A 25,562-nucleotide genomic window follows, 5' to 3' on the forward strand; every position below is an offset into this window, starting at 1 on the left:
TGTATCCATCAGGTTCTAGATGACTCTACTATTGATACCCGATTTGCAGCATTTTGGATCACCTGTTGTCGTTTATTTTTTCTAAAGAAAATCTGCTCCACCTCATCCGCTGGCAATGGCTTGCTGTAGTAGTATCCCTGCACTTTATTGCAACCTTGTTCAGTCAAAATATATAGTTGTTTCTGCGTTTCAATGCTTCTGCAATATCCTGGATAAAAGGCTTCCATCATCATACTTTTGGAGCATATTCATCGTCCAGAAAAGAGATGTTATAACTTATATTATCCGTAAAATATCTCTGTATCTACTTGTACGTATCGTAACATAAGGCAAAAAAGGATACACTTCTGCACTTGTAACGTATTTGTAACATAATTTCTGTTTTGTAGTAACTGTTTAGCGCCTTTATACAAGAAAAACAGAGAAACCGAAAAAAAGAAGAGCGCATGATATTCATGGCTCTTCTTTTTTGATGTTTTTAAGTTAGTTACAGGTTTACATACCGAGTGCTTAACCGAGGGCCTGAACTCATTTTAAAAATCGTGCACAGTGACACACAGCTGAATCGCAATGCCAAATGGGTCCCGTACAATGCCATAACCTGGGCTGAATTCATTTTGTTCGTACGGCACCAGTACCTTGACACCCTCATGTTGTATCAGAGAATGATACAGTTGATCGATTGTATCTTTGTCCTTGGATTGAATACATAGGGACGTGCTGTTCCCCAGCTGCCAAGCTCTCTCCGTGTCCATTGCTTCTTCCGCAATCATGACCTTGTTAACCCCGATCTCCAGCACCGAATGTGTAATATACTCATCTTGACCGGCAGGGTACTCGAAGCCCGGGTTCATCTCCTTCATCTCTTTATAACTTTTCTTGAATATCACCTTGGCGCCCAGAAACTCCTCATAAAAAGCAATGGCTGCCGCCGCATCCCCGTTCATCGACAAAAATGGTATCACTTCAAAATTCATTATATTGCCTCCTTGTTCCTATTGGATTACACTTATCACTATAACAACGAAAGGTGCCAATGCATGGCACCATTAAGAGGGTTTGATATGAAAAAATCAGAACGTATGAACCAGATGCTGCGCTTCATTAATCAAAAACAACAGTTCACTCTGCAAGATCTCATGCAGGAGTTCCAGATCTCCAAACGAACCGCGTTAAGAGATATCGCTTCATTGGAAGAGTTAGGTGCGCCCATCTATGTCGAATATGGACGCTACGGCGGATATCGACTGTTGCAACAGATGCAACTGCCTCCCATTTCGTTTAATACGGGTGAGCTTCATGCCCTTTATTTTGCTATGCAGGCTCTCCGCAGCTTCTCCAGCTTACCCTTTCAAGTCTCTTTCCGTACCATTCATGAGAAATTTATGAGCGCGTTATCTGACAAACAGCGACAGGATATTGAGAACATCCAACACCGGGTTTACTTCCAACATACCGAGCAGATCCGCGACAGTGCACATTTGGAGTTTCTGCTGATGGCTGCTGTTCAGAGTATAGTGATCCAGATTACGTACGCTAATCAGCGTAGATCCTCTGATCAAAGGTCATCTTCTGCAAACACCATCCGCACCATTCAACCCATCGCGCTCTATGCCAGGAAAGGCTATTGGTATTGTCAGGCCTATGATCTGCATAAACAAGCTTATCGTGTATTCCGCTGCGACCGCATCATTTCAGCCGAAACAACGGAGATTGAACCTTTAACTCATGTAAAGGAACTCTATTCACAGGATGCCCAATCCCTATGGAAACCATCGGAACAAGCCATTCCATTCAAATGCCTGATTGACGAAGCCGGGATGGAGCTATTCCAGCAAGAACATTTTCCATCTATGCAGATCATCGAGAAGATGGGACACATGTATCTTGTCGGTTCGTATGAACCTCACGAGCTTGATTTCATAGTGAGATATCTTGCAGGCTATGGTAAATCGATTAAGATTATGGAGCCCATCATCTTACAGAAAGCATTAAGGCAGTACTATCTGGACTTGTTAGATCATGTATAAAGATCATATCTCTATATCCATTTTACTTTACATGCCTTTTAGCTCTGCTCCTGGCTAACTTTCAAACTTTTTTTATTGCCAATAGCCAATTGAACGATAATCTGCAACACGATGATGATAGCCAAACCATAAAATGCTTGCACGAAGCTGCCTGTTAGATCTCGGAGCCAACCAATCGCCAGCGGCCCAAGTGCTCCAAGAATGTAACCACCAGATTGAGTCATAGCGGACCAGCTGCTAGCTTCCTGAGCATTGTTTGTCTCATCAATCGGCAACATGAGTGCAATCGGGAACAGTCCACCTGCACCAATACCGAGCGGGATCGCCGCGAGCCACGGACTGACAGAGAGATTCAGCATCAGGACACCTATTAACTCCAACATCGCACAGCCAACAAGCCAGAAGACACGCCTTTGGTATCGGTGTACAAGCATGGGAATGAATAACGTTGAGGGCAGTGATATCAATGTAAATAACGTTTGGATGTTGCCAGCAGTCTCTTGGCTATATCCATGGCTTTGAATGGCTGGCGCAAGCCACGCGGTTAATGAATAGAAGATCGCGGCCATCAGTCCGAAGAACAGTGTCAGCACCCATGCACGCCTGTTCTTCACCGGAAGTGGGGCATGAATGACAGCCGAAGTTTGTCCGGATTGTCTCTCTGTACGCGCAGACCAAGCTAATTTTAACCAGATCGGCAATGCAATGGCTGCGAGTAATGCCCATGTAGCCAAAGAACCTCTCCAAGATCCACCCAACATCTGCTGAAGTGGAACCGATAACCCTACACTAATGCTGGCCCCCATCACCATTGCTGTAGAGTAGATGCCGACCATGGCTGCCACTCGGTTAGGGAAATACTGCTTAATGAAGCTTGACAACAGCGGCCCTGCCAATGCAATCCCTACACCTGATAGAAAAGAAGTGAACATCATCAACGGAGTTGCACCTACGAACAATCGTAATCCTGTACCTATCCCGATAAGGATTAAAGCCAGCACAATGGCTCCTTCATTCCCCCACCTTCTACTTAGTCTTACAGAGAATGGAGCGAATATGCCCATACATAATACCGGTAGTGTAGTTAACAGACTGGCGGTCATGCCGCTCAAATCCAGATTATTCTGTATGGTACTCATCAGAGGAGAAATGGAAGTAATCGGTGGTCTTAAGTTAAGTGAAGCCAGAATAAGCGCCAATACAATATAAAAAAGTTTCATTATGGATCACCTCATGGTAGTAGTATCGTTGCCTTCACCAAAGATCCCATTTGTTAATGACAAGATCTTCGGGTGGTGCACGAATTAAGTATAGGATCATTATAATGATTGAACAATACTATTGTTTCTATTAAAATGATTACTAAAACCAATGATTAGAGGTGAATTCATGGAGATTCGTCAGATGGAAAACTTTATTACAGTGTGTGAGGAGCTTCATTTTACACGGGCAGCGGAGAAACTTGGCATTTCTCAACCTACGTTGAGTCAACAGATACGTGGATTGGAGGATGAACTTGGTGTTCCTTTGTTTGACCGTGTCGGCAAAAAGATTGTGATGACCCAGGCAGGCACTCTGTTTCTGGAGCACTGTGTACAGATGATCCGGCATTTACAGAATACCCAAGATGCGTTGGCTGAATTTCGGAATGATCAGCGGGGACGATTGGTGATTGGTGTTCTTCCATCCGATTTGGATTACCGTATCACTCCGCTGCTCGTAGATTTTCATGCCCGATTCCCCAAAGTGCAATTGAAAGTTATCTCTTCGATCTATGTCGTAAATCAAGTGTTGGAAAATGAAGTCGACATCGGCATCGAGATCACGTCTGCCCCTGATAGACGGCTTGTACGCATTCCTTTGTGCAGTGAAGAATATGTACTCGTCGTTTCCGAGAATCATGATTGGGCTGAACGAAGCACAATTGAAATTCAGGAGCTGCGTGATATCCAAACGGTGATGTTTCCCGAAGGATTTACGGGCAGAGAATTGGTCGATGGCTATTGCCGTAAATATGGATTCACCCTAAATACCATCATGGAGACCAGTTCTGCAACCTCCATCATTAGCTTGGTCAAAGCCAACGTCGGAGGAACACTGCTGCCTTATCCTCTGATCAAAGCCATGAATGAGCCCACGCTACGTTGCATCCGAATTACAGACGATCCGCCCTACCGGCACTTTGAGATCATCCATCGGTCCGACCGTTACCTGACGCAATCGGCCAAGGCATTTATTGAGAAAACAATCGAGTATTTCAATCAAAGGTGAGATTAAAAGGAGGATATTGAAATGATAATAAGAGAAGTTGGTTTGTTGACACATCAGGTCGAGGCCATAAAAGAGTTTTACGGTACACTACTGGAATTGAATCTTGTGGAGGATAATGCAACATGCGTTTCATTCCGTGCGGGGAACTCAGTCCTATCTTTCAAGAAGGCGCCAGAACAAGAGAAGCCCTACTATCATGTAGCGTTTACGATTCCAACGAATAAACTTGCTGATGCAAAAAGGTGGGCTCAAGACCGTAACATTCCATTGCTCTCGAAAGATGGACAGGATGAATTTTATTTCCCCTACTGGGATGCAACAGCCTTCTATTTTTATGATCCAAGCGGCAACTTGATGGAATTTATCGCTCACCATTCACTCGATAACGCAGTCGATGAAGCTTTCGAAGTGAAGCATCTGTTATGTATTAGTGAAATCGGTCTGCCTGTCGATGATGTTCCTGAGATGATGAACACATTGAATAGGCATTATCAACTTGAACCATTTGCCGGAGACGGAAAACAATTCTCCCCCACGGGTGATGCAGAAGGCATGTTTATTGTCATTGATAAACAAATGCCCTGGTTCCCAGACGGGCGTATGCCTGGTGTATTTGCCACGGAGGTAAAAGTTGAAACTGGGCAGCCCGGTAGTCTACGTATGCAGGACGATATGTACTCGATTGAATCGATATGATGTAAGAACGTACTGAATGAAAACCTATAGAGGGACTTCCGGCTTAATACTTACCAAAACCATCCTCACACGTGATATCCGATTTAAGAATTTCGTACAGATTTTGTTTGGAATTCTCTAATTTATTTTGTGTTTCTTCAATTTCTGATATTTTCGCTTGGATAATGATTGCTTGATCATTACTTGAAAACCCATGTTTAGAGATCATAGATTGGATCTCATGGATCGTAAAACCAACAGCTAAACATTGTTTGACCACTTCCAGATGCTGAATAATGCTCTGCGCATATATTCGATAGTTATTATGATCTCTCAGCATATGTTCATCCGGGATAATACCTATTTTCTCGTAGTAACGAATCGTGGATATCGGAAGGTTTACATGGTTCGCTACTTCACTAATCTTCATATGGATTTCCCCCGTTTCTTCTTCTTGCTATAAAGTATACTTCATAGTTTACAATCCTCATAGTGAGACAGATGGAGATATAATTTATACCCTACTCTCACCAATATAGATATGAGGAGAGATTTCAATATGAACACAATTACCGGTCAATTCAACAAAACAAATGATTTTGATACCATCGTCTTGGAGCGCCATTCCGTTAAAGCCTACGACCCTGAAGTGAAGATCAGCCGCGAGGAGATGACCGAAATACTGGCGAAAGCTTCACGTGCCCCTTCGGCCATTAACATGCAACCTTGGCGTTTTCTTGTTATCGACAGTGCTGAAGGCAAAGAGAAGCTTGCACCACTGGCCTCTTTTAACCAGACACAGGCACTAACGTCTTCCGCTGTCATTGCCGTGTTTTACGATGCCAACAACGTTGAATACATGGAAGAGATTTTCAGCAAATCAGTGGAACTTGGGTACATGCCCCAAGACATCATGGATATGCAGATGCAGCAGGTAAAACCTTATTATGCGAACATAAACGCATCCGAATTGCGTGATATGAACCTCATTGACTCAGGCCTCATATCCATGCAACTCATGCTCGTTGCCCGTGCTCATGGTTATGATACCAACCCTATGGCCGGTTATGACAAAGGTCAGATCGCCGAAGCGTTCGGCCTGGATAAAGAACGGTTCCAGCCCGTCATGTTGATCTCCATAGGGAAAGCAGCCAAAGAAGGCTATCCTTCCTATCGTCTCCCGGTTGAAACGATTACAACTTGGGCATAATCAACAGCTACTCTCAATGAAGTAATATCTCTTGTATTAAATAGTTAAGTGAATATAACAACTATAAGTAAATACTAAGTCTGAAAAATAGATAAAAATTACTGTGCATTCCATAATACCAGAGTACTCATCCTATATCAGTTAAAGGCTTTCATTATAATAGCCTCATACTGATTCGGACATAGGAACATTAATTATACGTTCATAAACAAAGGGTCCTGATGACAACTGTCATCAGGACCCTTTGTTACATAACTTAAATACTTTTGTCAGGTGATAAAAAGTCGTGAAACCACCACAGATTACCACAAAAAGAAAATTACGACTTCCTCAATATACCGAATGTCGCATATAACGTGCTTAAATGATCCATTTTCACCCAAGCCGGGTAAGGGATTAGAAAATAATATCAATAACCTCTAGCTCATCTTGCTCCTGTTCAGTTTGGCCATTCAGGGAAATATCCTTTAACATTACCGAAGGCTGTTCGGCAATTTGGTTGATGATCACGAGCAGGTCTTGAGCGAAATTGTCGATCAGATTGCGCGTAAACAACTTCGTCGCATATTCAAACTGCCCGTTCATTCCCTCATCCAAGAGCGAAATGACCAAGGTAAGGTCAAATTGGGAAACCGCATGCGTTTCCGGATAAGATTCGATCTGGATTTCCCCGAAGCTTTGAACGTTATCTTCCTTCGTTTCCAGTGTAAACATGACATCGAATACAGGATTGCGACTTTGATCGCGCGGCACCTGCAGCTTTTTCACAAGTTCTTCAAACGGATAATCCTGGTGGTCGTAGGCCCCCAGCATCGTTTCTTTGACTTCGTTCAAGTAAGCGAGGAACGTCTTCTCCCCGGATGGATAATGACGAATCGCCAACGTGTTGACAAACATTCCGATGAGCGGCTCCAGGTCGGCATGTGTGCGGCCCGAAACCGGTGTGCCTACAATGAAGTCTTCTTGTCCCGAGTACTTGCTGAGCAGGATTGAATAGGCCGCCGATAACACCATATATAGGGTAGCACCATTCTCATCGGCAATGCGTTGCAAGCTGTCGGTCATCTGCTTGTCGATACTGAAAGGCAGCACATCTCCCTCAAAGCTGCGAGTGGCAGGTCTGACAAAGTCCGTAGGCAACTCAAGCGTTGGCAGTTCACCTTCCAGCATGTCCAGCCAGTAGGCTTCCTGGTGTTTCAGCCGTTCTTTTACAGGTTCGGACTGCTGCCAAGCGGCGAATTCCTTGTATTGAATCCGAAGCGGTTTCAGCGTTTCACCGTTATACAGGCGCAGCAGTTCTTCGATGAAGATACCCATCGACATGCCATCCGTGACGATATGATGGATGTCCAGCATAAGCAGATGACGTTCCGCTTCCCATTCAACTAAGCCCACACGCAGCAGCGGCGGCCGCTCCAAATCAAAGACACGTACAAAGGCATCCGCAATGCTTTTCGTTTCACTTTCCGTCGCTTTTGTATACTCGATGGCAAACTCCAAGTCCGAATAAACCCGTTGTACCGGTTCGCCGTCAACCATTTCGAAGCCAGTTCGCAAAACTTCATGACGAGCGATTAATCCTTGGAGCGCCGCCTCGAATTGATTCCGCTCCAAGCGCCCGACGAGAACCGTCATGCCGGACATATTGTAGCTAAGCTCGGCGCCTTCCATCTGCTGCTGGATGTACAGCCGTTTTTGCACGGAGGAAAGCGGATAATACTCCCTTTTATCCAGAACCGGAATGGAGAGGAATTCCTGCTGCTCCAATCGGCTAATCACTTCAGCCATCGCTTCAATAGTCGAGTACCGGAATACATCGCGCAGCGGCAGGTCCACGTGCAGCTCTTTGTGCACCTTGCTGACCAGCGTTGTCGCCCGCAGCGAGTGACCACCGAGGTCGAAGAAGTTGTCCGTCACACCAATCGTAACTGACCCGAGCACGTCCTGCCAGATAGAGACCAGTTTCGCCTCCAGATCGGTGCGCGGCGCCACGTATTCGCGCCCTGCACTTACTCCCTCTTCCGGTGCTGGCAGAGCTTTCCGGTCGATTTTCCCGTTTGGTGTCAGAGGTAAATGCTCCAGCTCCACGAAGTACGACGGGATCATGTAACCCGGCAGCTCGCTGGAGATTGCTCGTTTCAGGTCGGCCGCCGTCAGTTCGATATCCGTTGTGTAGTAGGCGCACAGCGCCTTTTGCCCATTCTCATCACTTCGAACCAGCACCACCGCTTCGCGTATACCTACCACCCGCAACAGCTGTGACTCGATCTCACCCGTCTCTATCCGGTACCCCCGGATTTTCGCCTGATTGTCGATCCGCCCGCTGAAGTCCACGTTGCCGTCCTCCATCCACCGCGCCAAATCTCCCGTGCGATACAACCGCTCACCCGCGTTGAAGGGACTGTATACAAACTTCTCTTCCGTCAGCTCTGGACGGTTCAAGTATCCGCGCGCCACACCGACTCCGCCGATAACCAATTCGCCCAGCACCCCGACCGGCACCGGGTTAAGATGTGCGTCCACGATGTAGAACTTCGCATTTAACCACGCTTTGCCAATCGGCACATGGCCTGTCTGCGGCAGTTTCTCCAACTCCTCGTCATAGAAACTGGAGTCGATTGCCGCTTCCGTTACGCCGTAAGCGTTAATAATGCGGAATGACGGGCCGAACCGTTCCTGCAAGGTACGGTAATCTGCCACACTGCAGCTGTCCGAGCTAGTGATCAACAGCTCCATACCGCTCAACTCCAACCCCTGCTCATGCACGTACTCCATAAACGGCACGATCAGTGCTGGTGTTGATTCAAAGATTGACACTTGCTCCCGCTCTATCCAGTAATGCAGACGAGACGGATCGATCCGGTCGTCCTTCGGTACAATGACCATGGTACCGCCGTTGTACAGTGTCCGCGCAATGTCACCCACGAACACGTCAAACGAGAAGCTTGCGAGTTGCAGTAGCCGCACCGGGAACTGATCCAACTGGTATTCCCGTTGGTAACCCGCCGCCGTGTTCACCAAGCTTCGGTGCTCGATCATCACGCCTTTTGGCTTGCCCGTCGTTCCCGATGTATAGATGACGTACGCCAGATCCTCCGGACGGGCTTCATGGAAGCTGTCCCTGTCCATACCGACAACATCAACATCATTTGGATGACTCTCGCCAACACCGTTCACAGCCCCCGTTAGCTTGCCGGGGGCTATACCGGAAACCGTACCAGTGCCCAACGGGGCATTTGCCCGATCTTCGCTGTACGACGCTTCATCGTCGAGATACAGCACCTTCGCCAGTGCCAGCTCCTCTTCGCTGAGCCAGGCTTCGGCACGCTCTCGCAGCGGCGTTTGCGCCAGCAGCACCTTCGCTCCGCTGTCTTCCAGCATGAACCGCACACGGTCCGCCGGATAATCCGGGTCAAGCGGTATATACGCCCCTCCCGCTTTCCAGACGGCCATCACAGCCACCAGCAGGTCCACCGAACGCTCGGCGAGAATGCCAACGATTGTCTCCCGACCAATGCCGCTTCCACGCAGCGTAGTCGCCAAGCGATTCGCCCGCTCGTTCAGCTCCGCATATGTAAGCCGATCGTTCTCGTAGACGACGGCTACCGCTTCCGGCGTGTGTTCCACCTGTTCCTCGAACAGTCGATGGAACGCTGCCACAGGAGCCACTTCCGGCTGCGCCGGGTTAAACGCGCGTACAAGTTCTTCTTTTTCCGTCGCCGTCAAAATATCCAACTCGGAAATCGTCGCTGACGGGTTGCAGAGAATGGATTCAAGCAACTGCAAGTAGTGGGCAGCCAACTTCTCCACCGTTTCGGTTTTATATAGAGCCGTGGCGTATTCAAACAGATATTCCAAGCCGTCCTCAATCTCCGTAACGTCCAAGCTGAGATCGAATTTGGACACAATTTCTTCGCTGGCATACGTCGACAAATGCAGTCCCGGAAGCTGGATTTCCACATTTTCTGTATTCTGCAAAGCAAACATCGTATCAAACAGCGGATTACGGCTTAAATCACGAGTCACGTTTACCTTATCCACCAGTTCCTCAAACGGATAATTCTGATGTTCAAAAGCACCCAGCGTTGTCTCCTTGATTTCCTTCAAGTAGTCAAGGAACGTCTTACCAGCAGCCGGGTAACTGCGGATGGCCAATGTATTAACGAACATCCCGATCAGCGGTTGAACGTCGCTGTGATTTCTGCCCGCAATCGGCGTACCAACCACCACATCTTCCTGACCTGAATATTTATGCAGAAGCACGTTATACGCCGCAAGCAGAACCATGTAAAGCGTTGCGCCGTTTTCAGCTGCAAGCCGTTTCAGACCTTCGCTTTTCTCAATATTCATAAACAATTGCAGCGTACGGCCCTCGTAGCTCTGCATAGCCGGGCGCGGATAGTCCGTTGGCATTTCCAGAACTGGCAGTTCTCCGCTGAACATGTCAATCCAGTAGGCTTCCTGCTTGGCAAGCTGCGTTTTCTGCTCGTCCGATTGCTGCCATACTGCATAATCTTTGTACTGAATGCGGAGTGGCTTGAGCGGCTCCCCGCTGTACAAGTGCACGAACTCTTCGATCAGTACGTCCATTGAAACGCCGTCCGATACGATATGATGTGTATCGAACATCAGAATGCGCCGGTCTGGCGCCAGTTCGGCAATGCCCACCCGCAGAAGTGGCGGCTTCGCCAGATCAAACGCACGAACGAATTGGCGCACCGTTTCTTCCGCCTGTTCCCCGCTGATCTGCACATATTCCACCTGGAAGGTGACTTCTTCGTAAATCCGCTGAACCGCTTCGCCTTCAACCATCTCAAAGCCGGTACGCAGCGTTTCATGACGAGCTACTAGCCCGCGGAACGCTTCTTCAAACCGCTGCCGGTTGAGCTGCCCTTCGAGCAGCATAGCTCCCGGTATATTGTAGCTCAGCTCGCCTCCTTCCAGCTGGTTCAAGATATAGAGACGTTTCTGCGCAGAAGAGAGCGGATAGTACTCGCTAGGTTCCGCAGCCGGAATAGCCATAAACGAGCCGATCTCCAAATGCTCCATAGCCACAGCCATTTCCTCAACTGTCGAGTAGCGGAATACGTCGCGAAGCGGGAATTGGGCGCCCAGCTCCTTATGCATTTTGCTGACAAGTGTTGTCGCCCGCAGGGAGTGTCCTCCGAGGTCGAAGAAGTTGTCCATTACGCCTACCGCCTTATCCCGAACAAGTACCTCCTGCCAAATGGCGGCCAGCTTCGCCTCCATTTCGGTGCGCGGCGCCACGTATTCGCGGCCTCCCCCTTCCGGCGCTGGCAGCGCCTTCCGGTCAATTTTCCCATTCGGAGTTAGAGGCAATTGCTTCAATTCGACGAAATACGACGGAATCATGTATCCTGGTAGCTCACTGGAGATCGCCCGTTTCAAATCTGCCGCCGTCAAGCCTTCTTCCACTGTATAATAAGCGCACAACGCTTTCTGCCCCTCTTGATCTTCCCTGACAACAACGACCGCTTCCTTCACGCCACCTACACTCAGCAGCTCTGCTTCGACTTCGCCCGTCTCGATCCGGTACCCCCGGATTTTAGCCTGATTGTCGATCCGGCCGATGAAGTCCACGTTGCCGTCCTCCGTCCACCGCGCCAAATCTCCCGTGCGATACAACCGCTCACCAGCGGTGAAAGGACTGTCTACGAACTTCTCTTCCGTCAGCTCTGGACGGTTCAAGTAACCGCGCGCCACACCGACTCCGCCGATAACCAGCTCGCCCAGCACCCCGACTGGTACGGGATTCAGATGTGCATCCACGATGTAAAATTTCGCATTAAGCCAAGCTTTGCCAATCGGCACATGACCTGTCTGCGGCAGTTTCTCCAACTCCTCGTCATAGAAACTGGAGTCAATTGCCGCTTCCGTCACACCGTAGGCGTTAATGATGCGGAACGACGGGCCGAACCGTTCCTGTAAGGTTCGGTAATCTGCCACGCTGCAGCTGTCCGAGCTTGTGATCAACAGCTCCATACCACTTAACTCCAACCCCTGCTCATGCACGTACTCCATAAACGGCACGATCAGCGCGGGCGTCGATTCAAAAGTCGTCACTTGCTCCCGCTCTATCCAGTAGTGCAGACGAGACGGATCAATCCGATCGTCCTTCGGTACAATGACCATGGTCCCTCCGTTGTACAGCGTTCGCGCAATGTCGCCCACGAACACGTCAAACGAGAAGCTTGCGAGTTGCAGCAGTCGCACCGGGAACTGATCCAACCGGTATTCCCGTCGGTAGCCTGCTGCCGTGTTCACCAGGCTGCGGTGCTCGATCATCACACCCTTGGGCTTGCCCGTCGTTCCGGACGTGTAGATGACATACGCTAAATCCTCCGGACGAGCTTCATGGAAGCTGTCCATGCCCACAACATTTGGATGACTCTCGTCACCACCGTTCACAGCCCCCGTTAGCTTGCCGGGGTCTATACCGGAAACCGTACCAGTGCCCATCGGGGCATTTGCCCGAACTTCGCTGTATGACGTTTCGTCGTCGAGGTACAGCACCTTCGCCAGTACCAGCTCCTCTTCGCCAAGCCAGGCTTCGGCACGCTCTCGCAGCGGCGTTTGCGTCAGCAGCACCTTCGCTCCGCTGTCTTCCAGCATGAACCGCACACGGTCCGCCGGATAATCCGGGTCAAGCGGTACATAAGCCCCTCCCGCTTTCCAGATGGCCAGCACAGCCACCAGCAGGTCCACCGAACGCTCGGCGAGAATGCCAACGATTGTCTCCCGACCGATGCCGCTTGCACGCAGCGTTGCTGACAGGCGGTTCGCCCGCTCATTCAACTCCGCATACGTCAGCCGATCGTTCTCGTAGACAACGGCTTCCTCTTCCGGTGTGCGTTCCGCCTGTTGCTCGAACAGGCGATGGAAGGCGGCTACAGGAGCCACTTCCTGCTGCACCGGATTAAACACGCCGACAATTTCTTCTTTTTCCGCCGCCGTCAGAAGCTCTAACTCATTTACACGAACATTCGGGTTAGCCGCAACCTGCTCCAATGCACGGGCAAAATGACCGTGGATCTGCCTGATGTCTTGCTCTCTGAACGTCAGTGCATTGTACGTAAACCGCAGCAAAATATGCTCTTCCGGAATGACGGTAATGTCCAGATCATAGTTCGTTTGTTCCGGCGATTGGATATTAGCGATTTTCAGCGCATCTTGGCCTCCGCCGACAACTTGCTCAATCTGTTCTTCCATCGGATAATTTTCAAAGACCATAATATGGTTGATCAAGTCACGCTTTTGCTCGCTCAGCGACTGAATTTCGAACAGCGGGAACGTTTCGTAAGCTCCCGATGCCAGCGCTTGATCCTGGGTTTTTCTCAAAATATCGGCTACCGTCTCCTCGGCTTTACCTTGAATACGGACCGGAATCGTATTAATAAACAGGCCAATCATGCTTTCGATGCCCGGAATCTCCGCCGGACGCCCGGATACAACGGAGCCGAACACAACATCCTCGCTGTTGTTGTATATCTGTAAGACCAGTCCCCATACAGTCTGCATAAACGTGTTGAGTGTCACCTGTTGCTGGCGCGCCACACGCTCAATTTGCTCAGTCAGTCCCTTTTTGAGTTCCACATCGATTTCAGCCATTTCAAAAGCATGCTGTTTCAGCTGCGTTCTCTCCTGCGGCAGCCTGGTCTGCTGATCGTAACCCGCCAAATACTCCGACCAGTAACCCGAAGCTTTTGCTACATCTTGAGCTTCCAGCCATTCGATATACCGGGAGTATGAGGTAACCGGAGGAAGCTCTAGCGCTCGCTTCTCCTGAAAGGCAAAGTAAGTGTCGAACACTTCCTTGATCATGAAGGACATACACCAGCCATCCATCAAAATGTGATGATGACTCCAGATCACATGGTAGGCCTCGTCGCCTGTGCGCAAAACGGTCACACGCATAAGAGAGTCTTGAGCCAAATCGAACTTGTTCGCTTTATCCGCGCTGACAAAATCGGCTATCGTTTTCTCCGGGTGTTCATCTCTTGCCGAGCGAATATCTTCAAAGTACACTTCACATTTCCGCTCGCGGAATACCACTTGAATCGGCTCGTCTCTCCAGCCGGTAATAAAGTTGGTCCGCAGCGCCTCATTCCGCTGCACCAGCGTATCCAATCCTCGGGTGAAGGCTTCCACATTCAGGCTTCCGTACATATCGAAGGTCACCTGTTCAAAGTAAGCTTCCGAATCGGCATCCAGCAAGCTGTGGAACAACATCCCTTTTTGCAGCGGAGTCAGGGTGTATACATTCTCCAGTTCGCCGAGTGCCGCCGTATGTTCGGACAGCTGCTCCAGTTCCTCCACCGTCACATCTTGAAGCAGTACGTCACTAGGCGTAAGCTCTGTCCGCTCTTTCGATACGCAATGGCTGATGACCTCACGCAAACTCGATTGAAGCAGGGAGCCCAAGCGCTCAACCGTCTCCCGTTGATACTGGGTTTCTCCATAACGGATCGTGAGTTCCAACACGCCTTCCGACACCATACCGTTGATATCGAGGACATAATCCATCACAGCATTCGGGCTTGAATCGGAGCCCGGACTGAACCGAGACGGCTGCGAGCCACTGCTTTCGTAATCCTGGTCGAACTGGCCCAGATAGTTAAAACTGATCTCCGGCTCCAAAACAAAGCTCTCTCCGGCACGCGGCGCCGACAAATAACGCAGGATGCCATAGCCGATCCCTTTGTTCGGAATGCGACGCAAGTTTTCTTTCACCTGTTTCACCTGATGACCGAGTGCCTGAACGTTACCTGGCTCCAGAACAACAGGGAATTGGCTTGTAAACCAGCCTATCGTGCGCGTAATGTCCACATCTGGCAAAAGTTCTTCCCGGCCGTGGCCTTCGAGATTCACCAGCACGCGTTCCTGACCGCTCCAAGCTTGTACTGAGAGGCCCAGCGCGGCAAGCAGCAAATCGTTCATTTCCGTATGGTAAGCACGGTGAGCCTGCTTAAGCAATTGTTCGGTTTCGTCCACTGTCCATCGAACGGTTACGAGCCCGCTGTCCTTCAGCTTGGATCTACCTTGTCCATAATCTTTTGGAAGCGGCTCATAGGCCAATTGCTCGATACACTGCCAATACGCTCTCTCGCTTTCCATCGCGGACCCGTTCGCATAATCAGCGAGCTGTTTCGCCCACGTTTGGAATGAATCCGTTTTGAGCGGCAGACGGATCAGCTGCCCTTGCAGCGCCTGCTCATAGGCGGCAGCAAAATCCTCAAGCAGAATCCGCCAGGATACGCCGTCTACAACCAAGTGATGGATCGCGATGAGCAGATGGTCGCCATCATCACAGCGGAACAAACCAAGCTTCACCAGCGGACCGTTTTCCAGATCGATGCTTGCTTGAATGTCATTTGCCTTAACCTCTACCGCTTCTTTCACGTCACGGACTGCCTTGAAATCGACAACTTCCAGATCGAACAGCACTTCATTCTCCCCAGCGCCTCGATTCCAAGCGTTATAACCATTCTCGGTTTGACGATAAACCGTACGAAGAGCATCGTGATGCACGATAAGCTGACGCACTGCTTGACGTAAAGCTTTTTCATCAAAGCCTTGCTTGGAGAACTGCATGAACGCCTGATTACTGTGATGTACATCAGCCGAATTTTGTTCAAAGAACCAGAGCTGAATCGGGGTCAGGATAACCTCTCCCGTCACTTCGGCCTGGCTTGCCGTTCTCTCCGCTGTTTGCAACCGCAAACTAAGGGCGGAAATCGTCGGGTAATGGAACAAATCTTTCATGACCAGCTTGTACCCCGTTTGCAAAAGACGAGAAGATACCTGTAAAGCTTTAATTGAATCTCCACCAAGCGCAAAGAAATTATCCATGGTGCCAACCTGATCCACGCCTAACACTGACTGCCAGACCAACGCGAGTGCTTTCTCGGCAGGAGTACGCGGCGCCGTGTATGCAGCCTCGGCACGAATGCTTCCTTCCGGCACAGGCAACGCTTTACGGTCGATCTTGCCGTTCGGTGTAAGCGGTAGTTGATCCAGACGCATGATTCGTGAAGGCACCATATGAGAAGGCAGTACGGCGTCCAGATGGGCCACAAGCCCTTCCAGATCGAAGCTGGAATCCACTACGACATACCCGCACAAATATTTCTGCCCCCGCTCGTCCGTCCGGTCGATGACAAGCGCTTGACGCACCTCGGCAACATTTTTCATGGCCGCTTCAATTTCACCAAGCTCGATCCGATAACCGCGAATTTTTACCTGATTGTCGATTCGGCCGATGAAATCTACGTTGCCGTCAGGCATCCAGCGTGCCAGATCACCGGTCCGGTACAACCGCTCCCCAGCGATGAACGGGCTATCTACGAATTTCTCCACCGTTAAATCCGGGCGGTTCAAGTAACCGCGGGCCACACCCGCTCCGCCGATAACCAGCTCGCCTTGCACTCCGATCGGCACCGGCTTCAGATTTGCATCCACGATGTAGAATCTGGCGTTAAGCCACGCTTTCCCGATTGGCACGCTGCCAGTCTTCGGCAGCTTCTCCAGAGGCTCATCATAGAAGCTGGAGTCAATCGCCGCTTCTGTTACGCCGTAGCTGTTAATAATACGGAACTGTGAGCCAAAGCGCTCCTGCAAGGTGCGGTAATCCGCTACGCTGCAAGCGTCCGAGCTTGTGATTAGCAGCTGCATCGAGCTGAGGTCCAGACCCTCGGCATACACATGCTCCATGAACGGCACGACCAGCGCAGGAGTTGATTCGAACACCGTCACGGCGTAATCACGAATCCAGCCATAGAGGCGGGTTGGATCAATCCGGTCTTCCTTCGGCACGATGACCATAGTTCCACCGTTGTACAGCGTCCGTGCAATGTCACCGACGAACACATCAAACGAGAAACTGGCAAGTTGCAGCAGCCGGATCGGGAACTGATCCAGACGGTAGTCCCGCCGGTAGCCCGCCGCCGTGTTCACCAAGCTGCGGTGTTCCACTGCCACGCCCTTCGGACGGCCCGTTGTACCGGAGGTGTAGATGACGTATGCCAGATCGCTCGGCTTGTTCACATTGGCCGGATTGGATGCGAGATCCGCCGCTTGTGTGCTCTGCTCAGCTTCTGCCGTGGCAGATGTTTCGGCAGAAGCCGTTGCCACTTGCGCCAAAACCTCCGCCTCTGCGTCCGCTTCGCCCAAAGCTTGTACGCCTACAGCCGTTTCCACCGTGCCTAGGCTGTACGCCGAGGCGTCATCAAGTGCAAGCACCGTTTGCAGCGTTAAAGCTACGTCGCTGCGCCAAGCTTCCGCCTGCTCCAACAGGCAGGTCTGCGTAAGCAATACCGATGCCCCGCTGTCCGCGAGCATATATTCGATCCGCTCCGCTGGATAGTCGGGGTCAAGCGGTACATAAGCACCTCCAGCTTTCCATACGGCGAGCACCCCGATCAGCAGCTCGGCCGAACGGCCGGCCAGAATGCCAACCACCTGTTCCGGCTTCACTCCGCGTGCCCGCAGTACATACGCCAGACGATTCGCTTTGGCGTTCAGCTCCGCATACGTCAGCTTGCTGTCTTCATATACAACCGCCAGCGCTCCCGGAGTGCGTTCCGCCTGCTCCTCGAACAGCTCGTGGAACGTTCTCTCTCTCCACGACTCATCTGCTTCCAAACCTGTACCTTCTGCGGCGTATTGCTTCGCAAGAGCCGAAGAAGACACGTCAAACCCGACCAATAAATTATCCTTTTCGCTGTCCGTCAATATATCCAAATCCGAAATCCGCCCACCCGGCTGAGCCAGGATCGACGCCAAAAGCTGCTCGTAATGACCCGCCAGCCGCACCATCGTGTCCTGTCTAAACAACGAGGTAGCGTACTCGATCTTGCAAACCAACTCGTTACCCTCTTCCACGATATCCAAGCTAAGATCAAACTTTGCCGTCTTTTCCTCGATGTCAAACAGTGACCATTGCAAGCCTTCAAGAGTTAAATCCAGGCTTTCGTGCTTTTGCAATGAAAACATGGTGTCAAACAGCGGATTTCGGCTTAAATCCCGGCTCACCTGAAGAGCTTCTACCAGCTCCTCAAACGGATAGTCCTGGTGCTCGTAGGCTCCAAGCGTCCTTTCCTTCACTTCCTGCAAGTAATCCATGAACGTCCGCTCTGCCGTCGGACCCAAGCGAAGGGCCAGCGTATTGACAAACATACCGATAATCGGCTGCACGTCGGCGTGAGAACGAGCGGCAATCGGAGTACCAACTACTATATCTTCCTGTCCCGCGTATTTATGAAGCAATACGGAGTACGCAGCCAGCAGAAGCATGTACAACGTTGCCCCCGAATCGCTGGCAAGCTGTTTGAGAGCTTCGCCTTTCTCCGCATCAAGCGTAAACGTGAGCGTTTGACCGTCAAACTGCTGAACGGCTGGACGGGAGTAGTCAAGAGGCAGCTCAAGAACCGGAAGCTCGGAGCTGAACACCCCGTGCCAGTATTCCTCCTGTCGTTTGATGCGTTGACGCTGTTCCTCGGATTGCTGCCAAACGGCGTAATCCTTGTATTGAATCCGCAGCTCCGGCAATTCTTCACCATTGTACAGGCGCACGAATTCGCGCAGCAGCACATCCATGGAAAGGCCGTCGGAAGCAATGTGATGCATATCCAGCGCGAGCAGGAATTTTTCTTTCTCCAATTCGATCAGCAGGGCGCGCAGTAAAGGCGGCTGGGTCAAGTCAAAAGGCTGGATGAAGCCTTCAAGAATGGCTGCAACCTGATCTTCGCTTGCTTGAATCTTCTCGACCTTGAAAGCGACGAGCGGATGAATACGCTGAACCGGCTCCCCATTCATGATTTCAAAACCGGTGCGCAGCATATCGTGCCGGGCCATCAAAGTAGTCAGCACATCTTCTACTTTGGCCTCGTTCAAAGCCCCTTCCAATTGCAAGGCGCTTGGGAGGTTATAATTCAGCTCCAAGCTATCCAGCTGGTGCAGGACATACAGCCTTTTTTGTGCAGAGGAAACCGGATAGTACGCTTTCTCTTCCGCTTTTGGAATTGAGCTGTGCTCTGATTCATCCAAGCTGGCAATAGCACCGGCCATCGACTCTACCGTCATATAGCGGAACACATCGCGCAGCGGAAGTTCAACGTTCATTTCCTTCCGAATCTTGCTGACAAGGTTTGTCGCCCGCAAGGAATGCCCTCCCAGTTCGAAGAAATTGTCCAAGACTCCAATGCCGGAGTAACCCAGCACTTCCTCCCAGATTTCCACAAGCCGGGACTCCGTAAGGTTACGCGGCGCTACGTATTCGACGCCCGTTTGCAAACCGCCTTGCGGCTCCGGCAATGCTTTGCGGTCCACTTTGCCGTTGGACGTCAGCGGCATGCGTTCCAGCTGCACGAAGTACGACGGGATCATGTATCCCGGCATTCCCTGGGCCAGCGAGGTTCTCATTTCGCTAACCGTCAGCGTCCGGTCCGCCACAAAGTAGGCAACAAGCGCCTTCTCGCCCCCGCTGTCCTGACGGGCGAGCACCACCGCTTCTTCCACACCCTCCACGTTCAGAAGCTGCGTTTCAATTTCGTCCAGCTCGATCCGGTACCCGCGGATTTTGACCTGATGGTCGATCCGGCCGAGGTATTCAATGTTGCCGTCCGGCAGCCAGGCCGCCAAGTCGCCTGAGCGATACAGTTTCTCCCCCTCCGCAAACGGAGAATCAACGAACTTTTCCGCCGTCAAATCCGGTCGATTCAGGTATCCTCTTGCCAGGCCTTCCCCGGCTACGTACATTTCGCCTGCTACGCCCATCGGAACAGGACGACGGTTTTCATCCAGAACATACACGCTCAGCGTTGGGATCGGCCTGCCGATATTACTTTTCGCCGCCTCCATCTCCATCCATGTGATTTCCTTATACGTCACGTGAACCGTCGTTTCGGTAATACCGTACATATTGATCAGCTTTGTCTCCGGGTACTTCGTCTTAAAACCCTTGAGCAACAGCGGGCTGAGCGCTTCGCCGCCGAAGATGATGTTGCGAATCCGCAGATCGTACGGATGGTCCGCTAAAACCTCACGCAGCAGTTGGTAGAAATATGTTGGCGTCTGGTTCAAAATCGTGACCCGTTCGCGGCTCAGCAGTGCCAGGAACTCAGCCGGATTTTTCGCTGTAAGCGGCGGTACGATAACCAGCTTGCCTCCGTACAGCAGCGCTCCGTACATCTCCCAGACGGAGAAGTCGAAGCAGAACGAGTGGAACAACGTCCACGTATCAGACGGCCCAAAGTCGAACAGGTTCTTGTCGTTGAACAAAAGGCGCACGACGTTTTTATGCTCGATCAACGTGCCTTTTGGTTTGCCGGTCGTTCCCGATGTGTAGATGACATAAGCCAAGTTACCCGGCCCGGAAATCGGCTCCAGATTCGAAGCGTCCAGCTCACCAGCTGATTCCGCCCCGTTGTCGCCCCAAACGAAATCGTCCAATTCAAGGCGCGTTCCTACGAAGTCGGTCTTCTCATGCAAGTGCTTTTGAATCAGCAATAACGGTGCGCCCGAATCCTCAATCATGAAGCGGATGCGTTCCTCCGGGTAGTCGGGATCAACAGGCACGTAGGCTCCGCCCGCTTTGAGAATCGCCAGAATGCCGACGACCATATCAAGCGAACGTTCGGCCAGAATCGCTACCAGCTGGTCCGCTTCGACTCCCGTCTCCCGCAGCTTGCGCGCAAGCCGGTTGGACCGCTCGTTCAATTCGTGGTAGGACAACTGCCGCTCATTCATGACAGCGGCCACGTTATCCGGGTATAGCTTCGCCTGCTCTTCGAACAAGCCATGAATCGTCTGCTGCCGCGGGTAGTCTGCCTCCGAATCATTAAAACCGTGCACCAGTTCACGGATTTCCTGCTCCGTTAGCATTTCCAGCGAAGCAATATCCCCTTCCGGCGCTGTTGCGATAGTTTCGAGTAGCTTGTCATAATGTCTGGCGAACCGCTCCGCGGTCTCCTGTTTATACAAAGCCGTAGCGTACTCCAATCGGCATTCGAGCTGACCATCCAGCTCCGAAATGTCCAGAAGCAACTCGAACTTGGACGTTCGGTTTTCCAACGGATAAAACGATTGCTCCAGCCCCTCGATGACAATTTGCTCATTCTCCGTATTTTGCAGGGAGAAGAACGTATCAAAGAGCGGATTCCGGCCGGTCGCGCGTGGAATGTGAAGACTTTCCACCAAATCTTCGAACAAATAGTTTTGGTGTTCAAAAGCCCCGAGTGTGATTTCCTTCATTTCTTCCAGGTATTTAAGGTACGACTTGGAACGCTCCGGATGGCTGCGAATGGCAAGCGTGTTGATAAACATACCTACGATTGGCTGTATTTCTTCCTGCGTTCTTCCGGCAATCGGCGTTCCCACAATCAGATCTTCCTGACCCGAATATTTATGCATAAGGATCGAGTAAGCAGACAACAGCACCATGTACAGGGTTGTGCCCGTCCGTGCGGCCAGTTCTTTCAGCTTCTCCGTCCGTTCTTTCCCAATATCAAACTTCACGGTCCGGCCGTCAAAACTTTGCACCGCAGGCCGCGGAAAGTCCGTCGGCAGTTCCAATACAGGCAGCTCGCCCGACAGCTGTTCCAGCCAGTACTCCTTCTGTGGCTGGATCAACTGCCCGTAGGCTTCGGAATGCTGCCAAACAGCATAATCTTTGTATTGAATACGCAACGGAGCCAGCTCCTCACCCCGATACAGGCGGCTGAACTCGTCGAAAAGCAACGCTGTCGAGATGCCATCCGAGACGATATGGTGCATATCGAACAGCAGAATGTGGCGATCCTCGCCGACTTCGATCAGGCCGATGCGCAGAAGTGGCGGCTTGGTCAGATCAAACGGGTGATAATATGCTTCCACCACTTGGTCCACTTCTCGCTCGCTCACCTGGAAATAATCTACAGAAAACTCCACCTCGTCATAGATGCGCTGCACAAGCTCGCCTTGAACCTGCTCGATCCCGGTACGCAGCGTCTCATGGCGCTGAATAAGTGCCCGGAACGCGTACTCTACGCGCGTGCGGTCCAGCTTGCCTTCGAGAAGAAGCGCCGCCGACATATTGTAGCTACGCTCGGCCGCGTCAAGCTGGCGCAGGACGTACAGACGCTTTTGCTCGGATGAAACCGGATAGTACTCGGCCTCTGCCGCCTTTGTAATCTCATACGTCTCCTGCTGCTTTAAACCGCTAATTCTTTGAGCAAGTTGTTCGATCGTGGTGTAGCGGAAAACGTCCCGCAGCGGAACCTCGACTTGCAGCTCTTTTCGAATCTTGGAAACAAGCGCGGAGGCTCGCAAGGAATGACCACCAAGGTCAAAGAAATCGTCATGGACTCCAACTCGCGCAATACCCAGCACCTGCTGCCAAATAAGTGCAAGTCTTGTTTCCAGCGTTGTACGAGGAGCCACATACTCACGGCCCACTTCTACCTCTTCGGTCGGTTCAGGCAGCGCTTTACGGTCAACTTTTCCATTCGGTGTGAGCGGAAGCTGATCAAGAGACACCAGCCGTGCCGGAACCATATGCGCAGGTAGCTCTTGTTTCAATTGGGACAACAGATCGCTCAGCTGCACGGAAGCATCCCCCGCCACGTAACCGCACAAATACTTTTGCCCCTGCTCATCCGTACGGTCAGTCACCACAGCCTGCTTGACACCCGGGAAACTGAGCAGGGCCGATTCAATTTCGCCGAGTTCGATCCGGAACCCGCGAATTTTCACCTGATAGTCGATTCGGCCGATGAAGTCAACGTTACCGTCTTCCAGCCAGCGGGCCAAATCTCCTGTCCGATACAGACGTTCGCCAGGCACAAACGGGCTGTCTGCAAACTTCTCGGTGGTTAGGTCCGGACGGTTCCAATACCCGCGCGCCACCCCGGCGCCGCCGATGACAAGTTCACCCGGAATCCCTACAGGAACCGGCTTTAACCCGGCATCAACAATGTAAAACCGGGCGTTCAACCAGGCTTTGCCAATCGGCACATGACCCAACGATGGCAGCTTGTCCAGCGGCTCATCGTAAAAGCTGCTGTCAATGGCCGCTTCGGTAACGCCGTAGCTGTTGATGATGCGGAATTGTCCGCCGAATCTTTCCTGCAGCAATCGATAATCGGTGACACTGCAAGCATCCGAGCTGGTAATCAGCAACTGCATGGAGCTGACGTCCAGCCCTTCTTCATAAATATGCTGCATGAACGGCAGGATGAGCGCAGGTGTCGATTCAAATACCGTAATGTTTTGCTCCCGAATCCAGCCGTATAAACGGTTCGGATCAATCCGGTCATCCTTTGGCACAATTACCATTGTTCCTCCGTTATACAGCGTCCGCGCGATGTCTCCAACGAACACGTCAAACGAAAAGCTTGCCAGTTGCAGCAACCGCACCGGGAACTGATCCAACCGGTACTCGCGGCGGTACGCATCTGCCGTATTCATGAGACTACCATGCTCGATCATGACGCCTTTTGGGCGTCCCGTCGTACCCGAGGTGTAAATCACATAAGCCAAGTCTTGCGGGGCAATGTCAGCAGATTCATATTCCACGGCTGAGGTATCCCCGTTATACATCTGTTCATCATCCATGGCATAGACAGCTTGAAGCTTCAGCCGGTCATCGTCCAACCAACCTCCGGCCCCCTCCAACAGATGACGCTGCGTAAGCAGCACCGATGCTTCGCTATCGCTGAGCATGAACTCAATCCGCTCCGCCGGATAATCGGGGTCCAGCGGTACATAAGCTCCGCCGGCTTTCCATACGGCGAGCACACCGACCAGCAGTTCCACCGAGCGCTCCGCCCAGATCCCCGTAATTGTCTCCCTTCCCACGCCCTGTTCACGAAGGAGCGAAGCCAGCCGCTCGGCGCGTTCGTTCAATTCGCCGTAGGTCAACTTTTTGTCCATGTAAACAACTGCCGGGTGATCCGGAATGTCTCGGGCAAACTTTTCAACATACCGATGAAACGCTATTCCCTCGCTCAGTGCTGCCACCGGCGGGTTAAACACGTCCAGAATACGGTGTCTCTCCTCATCGCTCAGTAGAGAAATCTCGCGTACCCGCAGTTCGGGAGTCTCAAGAAACTGGTCCAAAACAGTTACATACTGTTCCATAATGCGATCAATTTCGGCCGTCTCGAACAGGCCCGTACGATAGGAAGCATGGAGAATGACATGGCCTTCATTCAGCATATGGTCAAAGCGAAGCAGTAGATCGTCCATCTCGTGCCTGGCAAAGTGAGCCTCCAGACGTACCTTGATTTCTTCGTACTCCACGATTTTCAAAGGCAGATATTCCAGAGACGTGCGGAACAACTCCGAAAGATCGTTGCGACCGTGTTGTTCACGTAAATCCTGGATCAATTGGTTATAAGGATATTTCTGATGCCGCAGATCCGCCGTATTTTCCTTGGAAACCGTTTGGATCAAGGAGAGCACGGACCCATCTGGATTCAGACTAATCCGCGTAGCCACGGTGCTGACGAACATACCGATCGTTTCTTTTTCCTTCTTGCTGGTGCGATTGGCAAATACCGTGCCGACCGGCACATCGGTGCTGTCGGTCAGCTTATACAATAAGGCGTACATGGCGGACAAAAATAACGTATATAAACTGACCTGATATTGTTCGCTAAAAGCCAAAATGCGGTCATACCGGGAACCATCCAACGTGATGGAACGTTTATTCGATTCGCTGCCAATCGAGAATGGCGGAGCCGATTTAATGCCGCTCGTTTCAGGCAAAGTATTGTACTTGGTCAGCCAATATTCCTTGCCTTTTTGATAACGCTGCGATTGCTCATATTCGTGCTCAGTTGAAATATAATCCAGATAGGAAGGAGCTTGGTAACTGCTGAGGATGCCTTTGCGCAGTTCCAGGTATTTTTCCATCACCGCATGCAGCAAAGCAGTGACGGACAAGCCATCGGCAATGATATGATTTACAGTCAAATTAAGCCATACTTGGCCGTTCGCAAAATGGATCATCGTAAATTGATAGAGGTGTTCGTCGAACACACTGGCCGGTTTTTCGGTTACTTCTTTCACCCAGGCATAGAATTGTTCGGTTGTACCTATTTCAAGGTGGCTTATCTGGGCTTGGACATTCTCCGGCTCTTCGAACCACTGCGTTGGATTTTGCAAATCCCCGCTAATACGGATTTGGAAAGCGTCATAGGTTTTGACAATCTCTGCGGCCGCTTGCTCCAGCAGCTTGGTGTCGATCTCGCCCGTAATTTGGTAGGTCGCGGAAAGCATCGTGATGGATGTGCCCGGATTCATAATTTCCATGAACCATATCCGGCGCTGGGCTTGCGTTAATCCATATTGCTTGTTCGTATTCTCTCTCACATCGA

Annotated in this window: 9 protein-coding genes; 4 read left to right on the forward strand and 5 right to left on the reverse strand. The window is 51.0% G+C overall.

The genetic code is table 11. The features are described from left to right. Positions 1-8 precede the first annotated feature (8 nt). Complete coding sequence (locus NST33_RS27175) at positions 9-233, reverse strand: hypothetical protein (protein ID WP_221820602.1); 225 nt, start codon at positions 231-233, stop codon at positions 9-11. A gap of 300 nt (positions 234-533) precedes the next feature. Beyond that, entirely contained in the window at positions 534-977 is a 444-nt protein-coding gene (locus NST33_RS27180; protein ID WP_076213007.1) for a VOC family protein, read from the reverse strand. 87 nt (positions 978-1,064) lie between these two features. Here NST33_RS27180 and NST33_RS27185 point away from each other — a divergent pair, with 87 nt between their 5' ends. After that, entirely contained in the window at positions 1,065-2,030 is a 966-nt protein-coding gene (locus tag NST33_RS27185) for a YafY family protein (protein WP_339305747.1), read from the forward strand. Positions 2,031-2,068: 38 nt separating this feature from the next. Here NST33_RS27185 and NST33_RS27190 read toward each other — a convergent pair whose 3' ends face one another. Beyond that, the gene (locus NST33_RS27190) at positions 2,069-3,250 is read right to left on the reverse strand and encodes an MFS transporter (protein ID WP_339305749.1); all 1,182 of its coding nucleotides are present in this window, start codon (positions 3,248-3,250) and stop codon (positions 2,069-2,071) included. Between the two features lie 151 nt (positions 3,251-3,401). Between NST33_RS27190 and NST33_RS27195 the strand changes: the two genes are divergently transcribed. Further along, positions 3,402-4,301, forward strand: a complete 900-nt coding sequence (locus NST33_RS27195; protein ID WP_339305751.1) for a LysR family transcriptional regulator — start codon at positions 3,402-3,404, stop codon at positions 4,299-4,301. Positions 4,302-4,322: 21 nt separating this feature from the next. Further along, positions 4,323-4,997, forward strand: coding sequence for a hypothetical protein (locus tag NST33_RS27200; RefSeq protein ID WP_339305753.1), 675 nt, complete (start codon positions 4,323-4,325; stop codon positions 4,995-4,997). A gap of 43 nt (positions 4,998-5,040) precedes the next feature. Here NST33_RS27200 and NST33_RS27205 read toward each other — a convergent pair whose 3' ends face one another. After that, entirely contained in the window at positions 5,041-5,406 is a 366-nt protein-coding gene (locus NST33_RS27205) for a MerR family transcriptional regulator (RefSeq protein ID WP_221820591.1), read from the reverse strand. 129 nt (positions 5,407-5,535) lie between these two features. Between NST33_RS27205 and NST33_RS27210 the strand changes: the two genes are divergently transcribed. Continuing rightward, positions 5,536-6,186 carry a nitroreductase family protein gene (locus NST33_RS27210; RefSeq protein ID WP_221820590.1) on the forward strand — a complete coding sequence of 217 codons (651 nt, stop codon included), beginning with the start codon at positions 5,536-5,538 and terminating at the stop codon, positions 6,184-6,186. Positions 6,187-6,582: 396 nt separating this feature from the next. Here the strand turns inward: NST33_RS27210 and NST33_RS27215 are convergent, their stop codons facing one another. Continuing rightward, a complete protein-coding gene (locus tag NST33_RS27215) occupies positions 6,583-25,557 on the reverse strand; it encodes a non-ribosomal peptide synthase/polyketide synthase (RefSeq protein WP_339305756.1) in 18,975 nt (6,324 codons plus the stop codon). Between the last annotated feature and the right edge of the window lie 5 nt (positions 25,558-25,562).

This window comes from Paenibacillus sp. FSL L8-0435 (assembly GCF_037965655.1).
Lineage (GTDB): Bacteria > Bacillota > Bacilli > Paenibacillales > Paenibacillaceae > Paenibacillus.

What these genes read in the sequence shown, in the direction of transcription:
- NST33_RS27185 (WP_339305747.1), top strand. Translation starts at nt 1,065, where the DNA reads ATGAAAAAATCAGAACGTATGAACCAGATGCTGCGCTTCATTAATCAA.
- NST33_RS27195 (WP_339305751.1), top strand. Translation starts at nt 3,402, where the DNA reads ATGATTAGAGGTGAATTCATGGAGATTCGTCAGATGGAAAACTTTATT.
- NST33_RS27205 (WP_221820591.1), bottom strand. Translation starts at nt 5,406, where the DNA reads ATGAAGATTAGTGAAGTAGCGAACCATGTAAACCTTCCGATATCCACG.
- NST33_RS27180 (WP_076213007.1), bottom strand. Translation starts at nt 977, where the DNA reads ATGAATTTTGAAGTGATACCATTTTTGTCGATGAACGGGGATGCGGCG.
- NST33_RS27190 (WP_339305749.1), bottom strand. Translation starts at nt 3,250, where the DNA reads ATGAAACTTTTTTATATTGTATTGGCGCTTATTCTGGCTTCACTTAAC.
- NST33_RS27175 (WP_221820602.1), bottom strand. Translation starts at nt 233, where the DNA reads ATGATGATGGAAGCCTTTTATCCAGGATATTGCAGAAGCATTGAAACG.
- NST33_RS27210 (WP_221820590.1), top strand. Translation starts at nt 5,536, where the DNA reads ATGAACACAATTACCGGTCAATTCAACAAAACAAATGATTTTGATACC.
- NST33_RS27200 (WP_339305753.1), top strand. Translation starts at nt 4,323, where the DNA reads ATGATAATAAGAGAAGTTGGTTTGTTGACACATCAGGTCGAGGCCATA.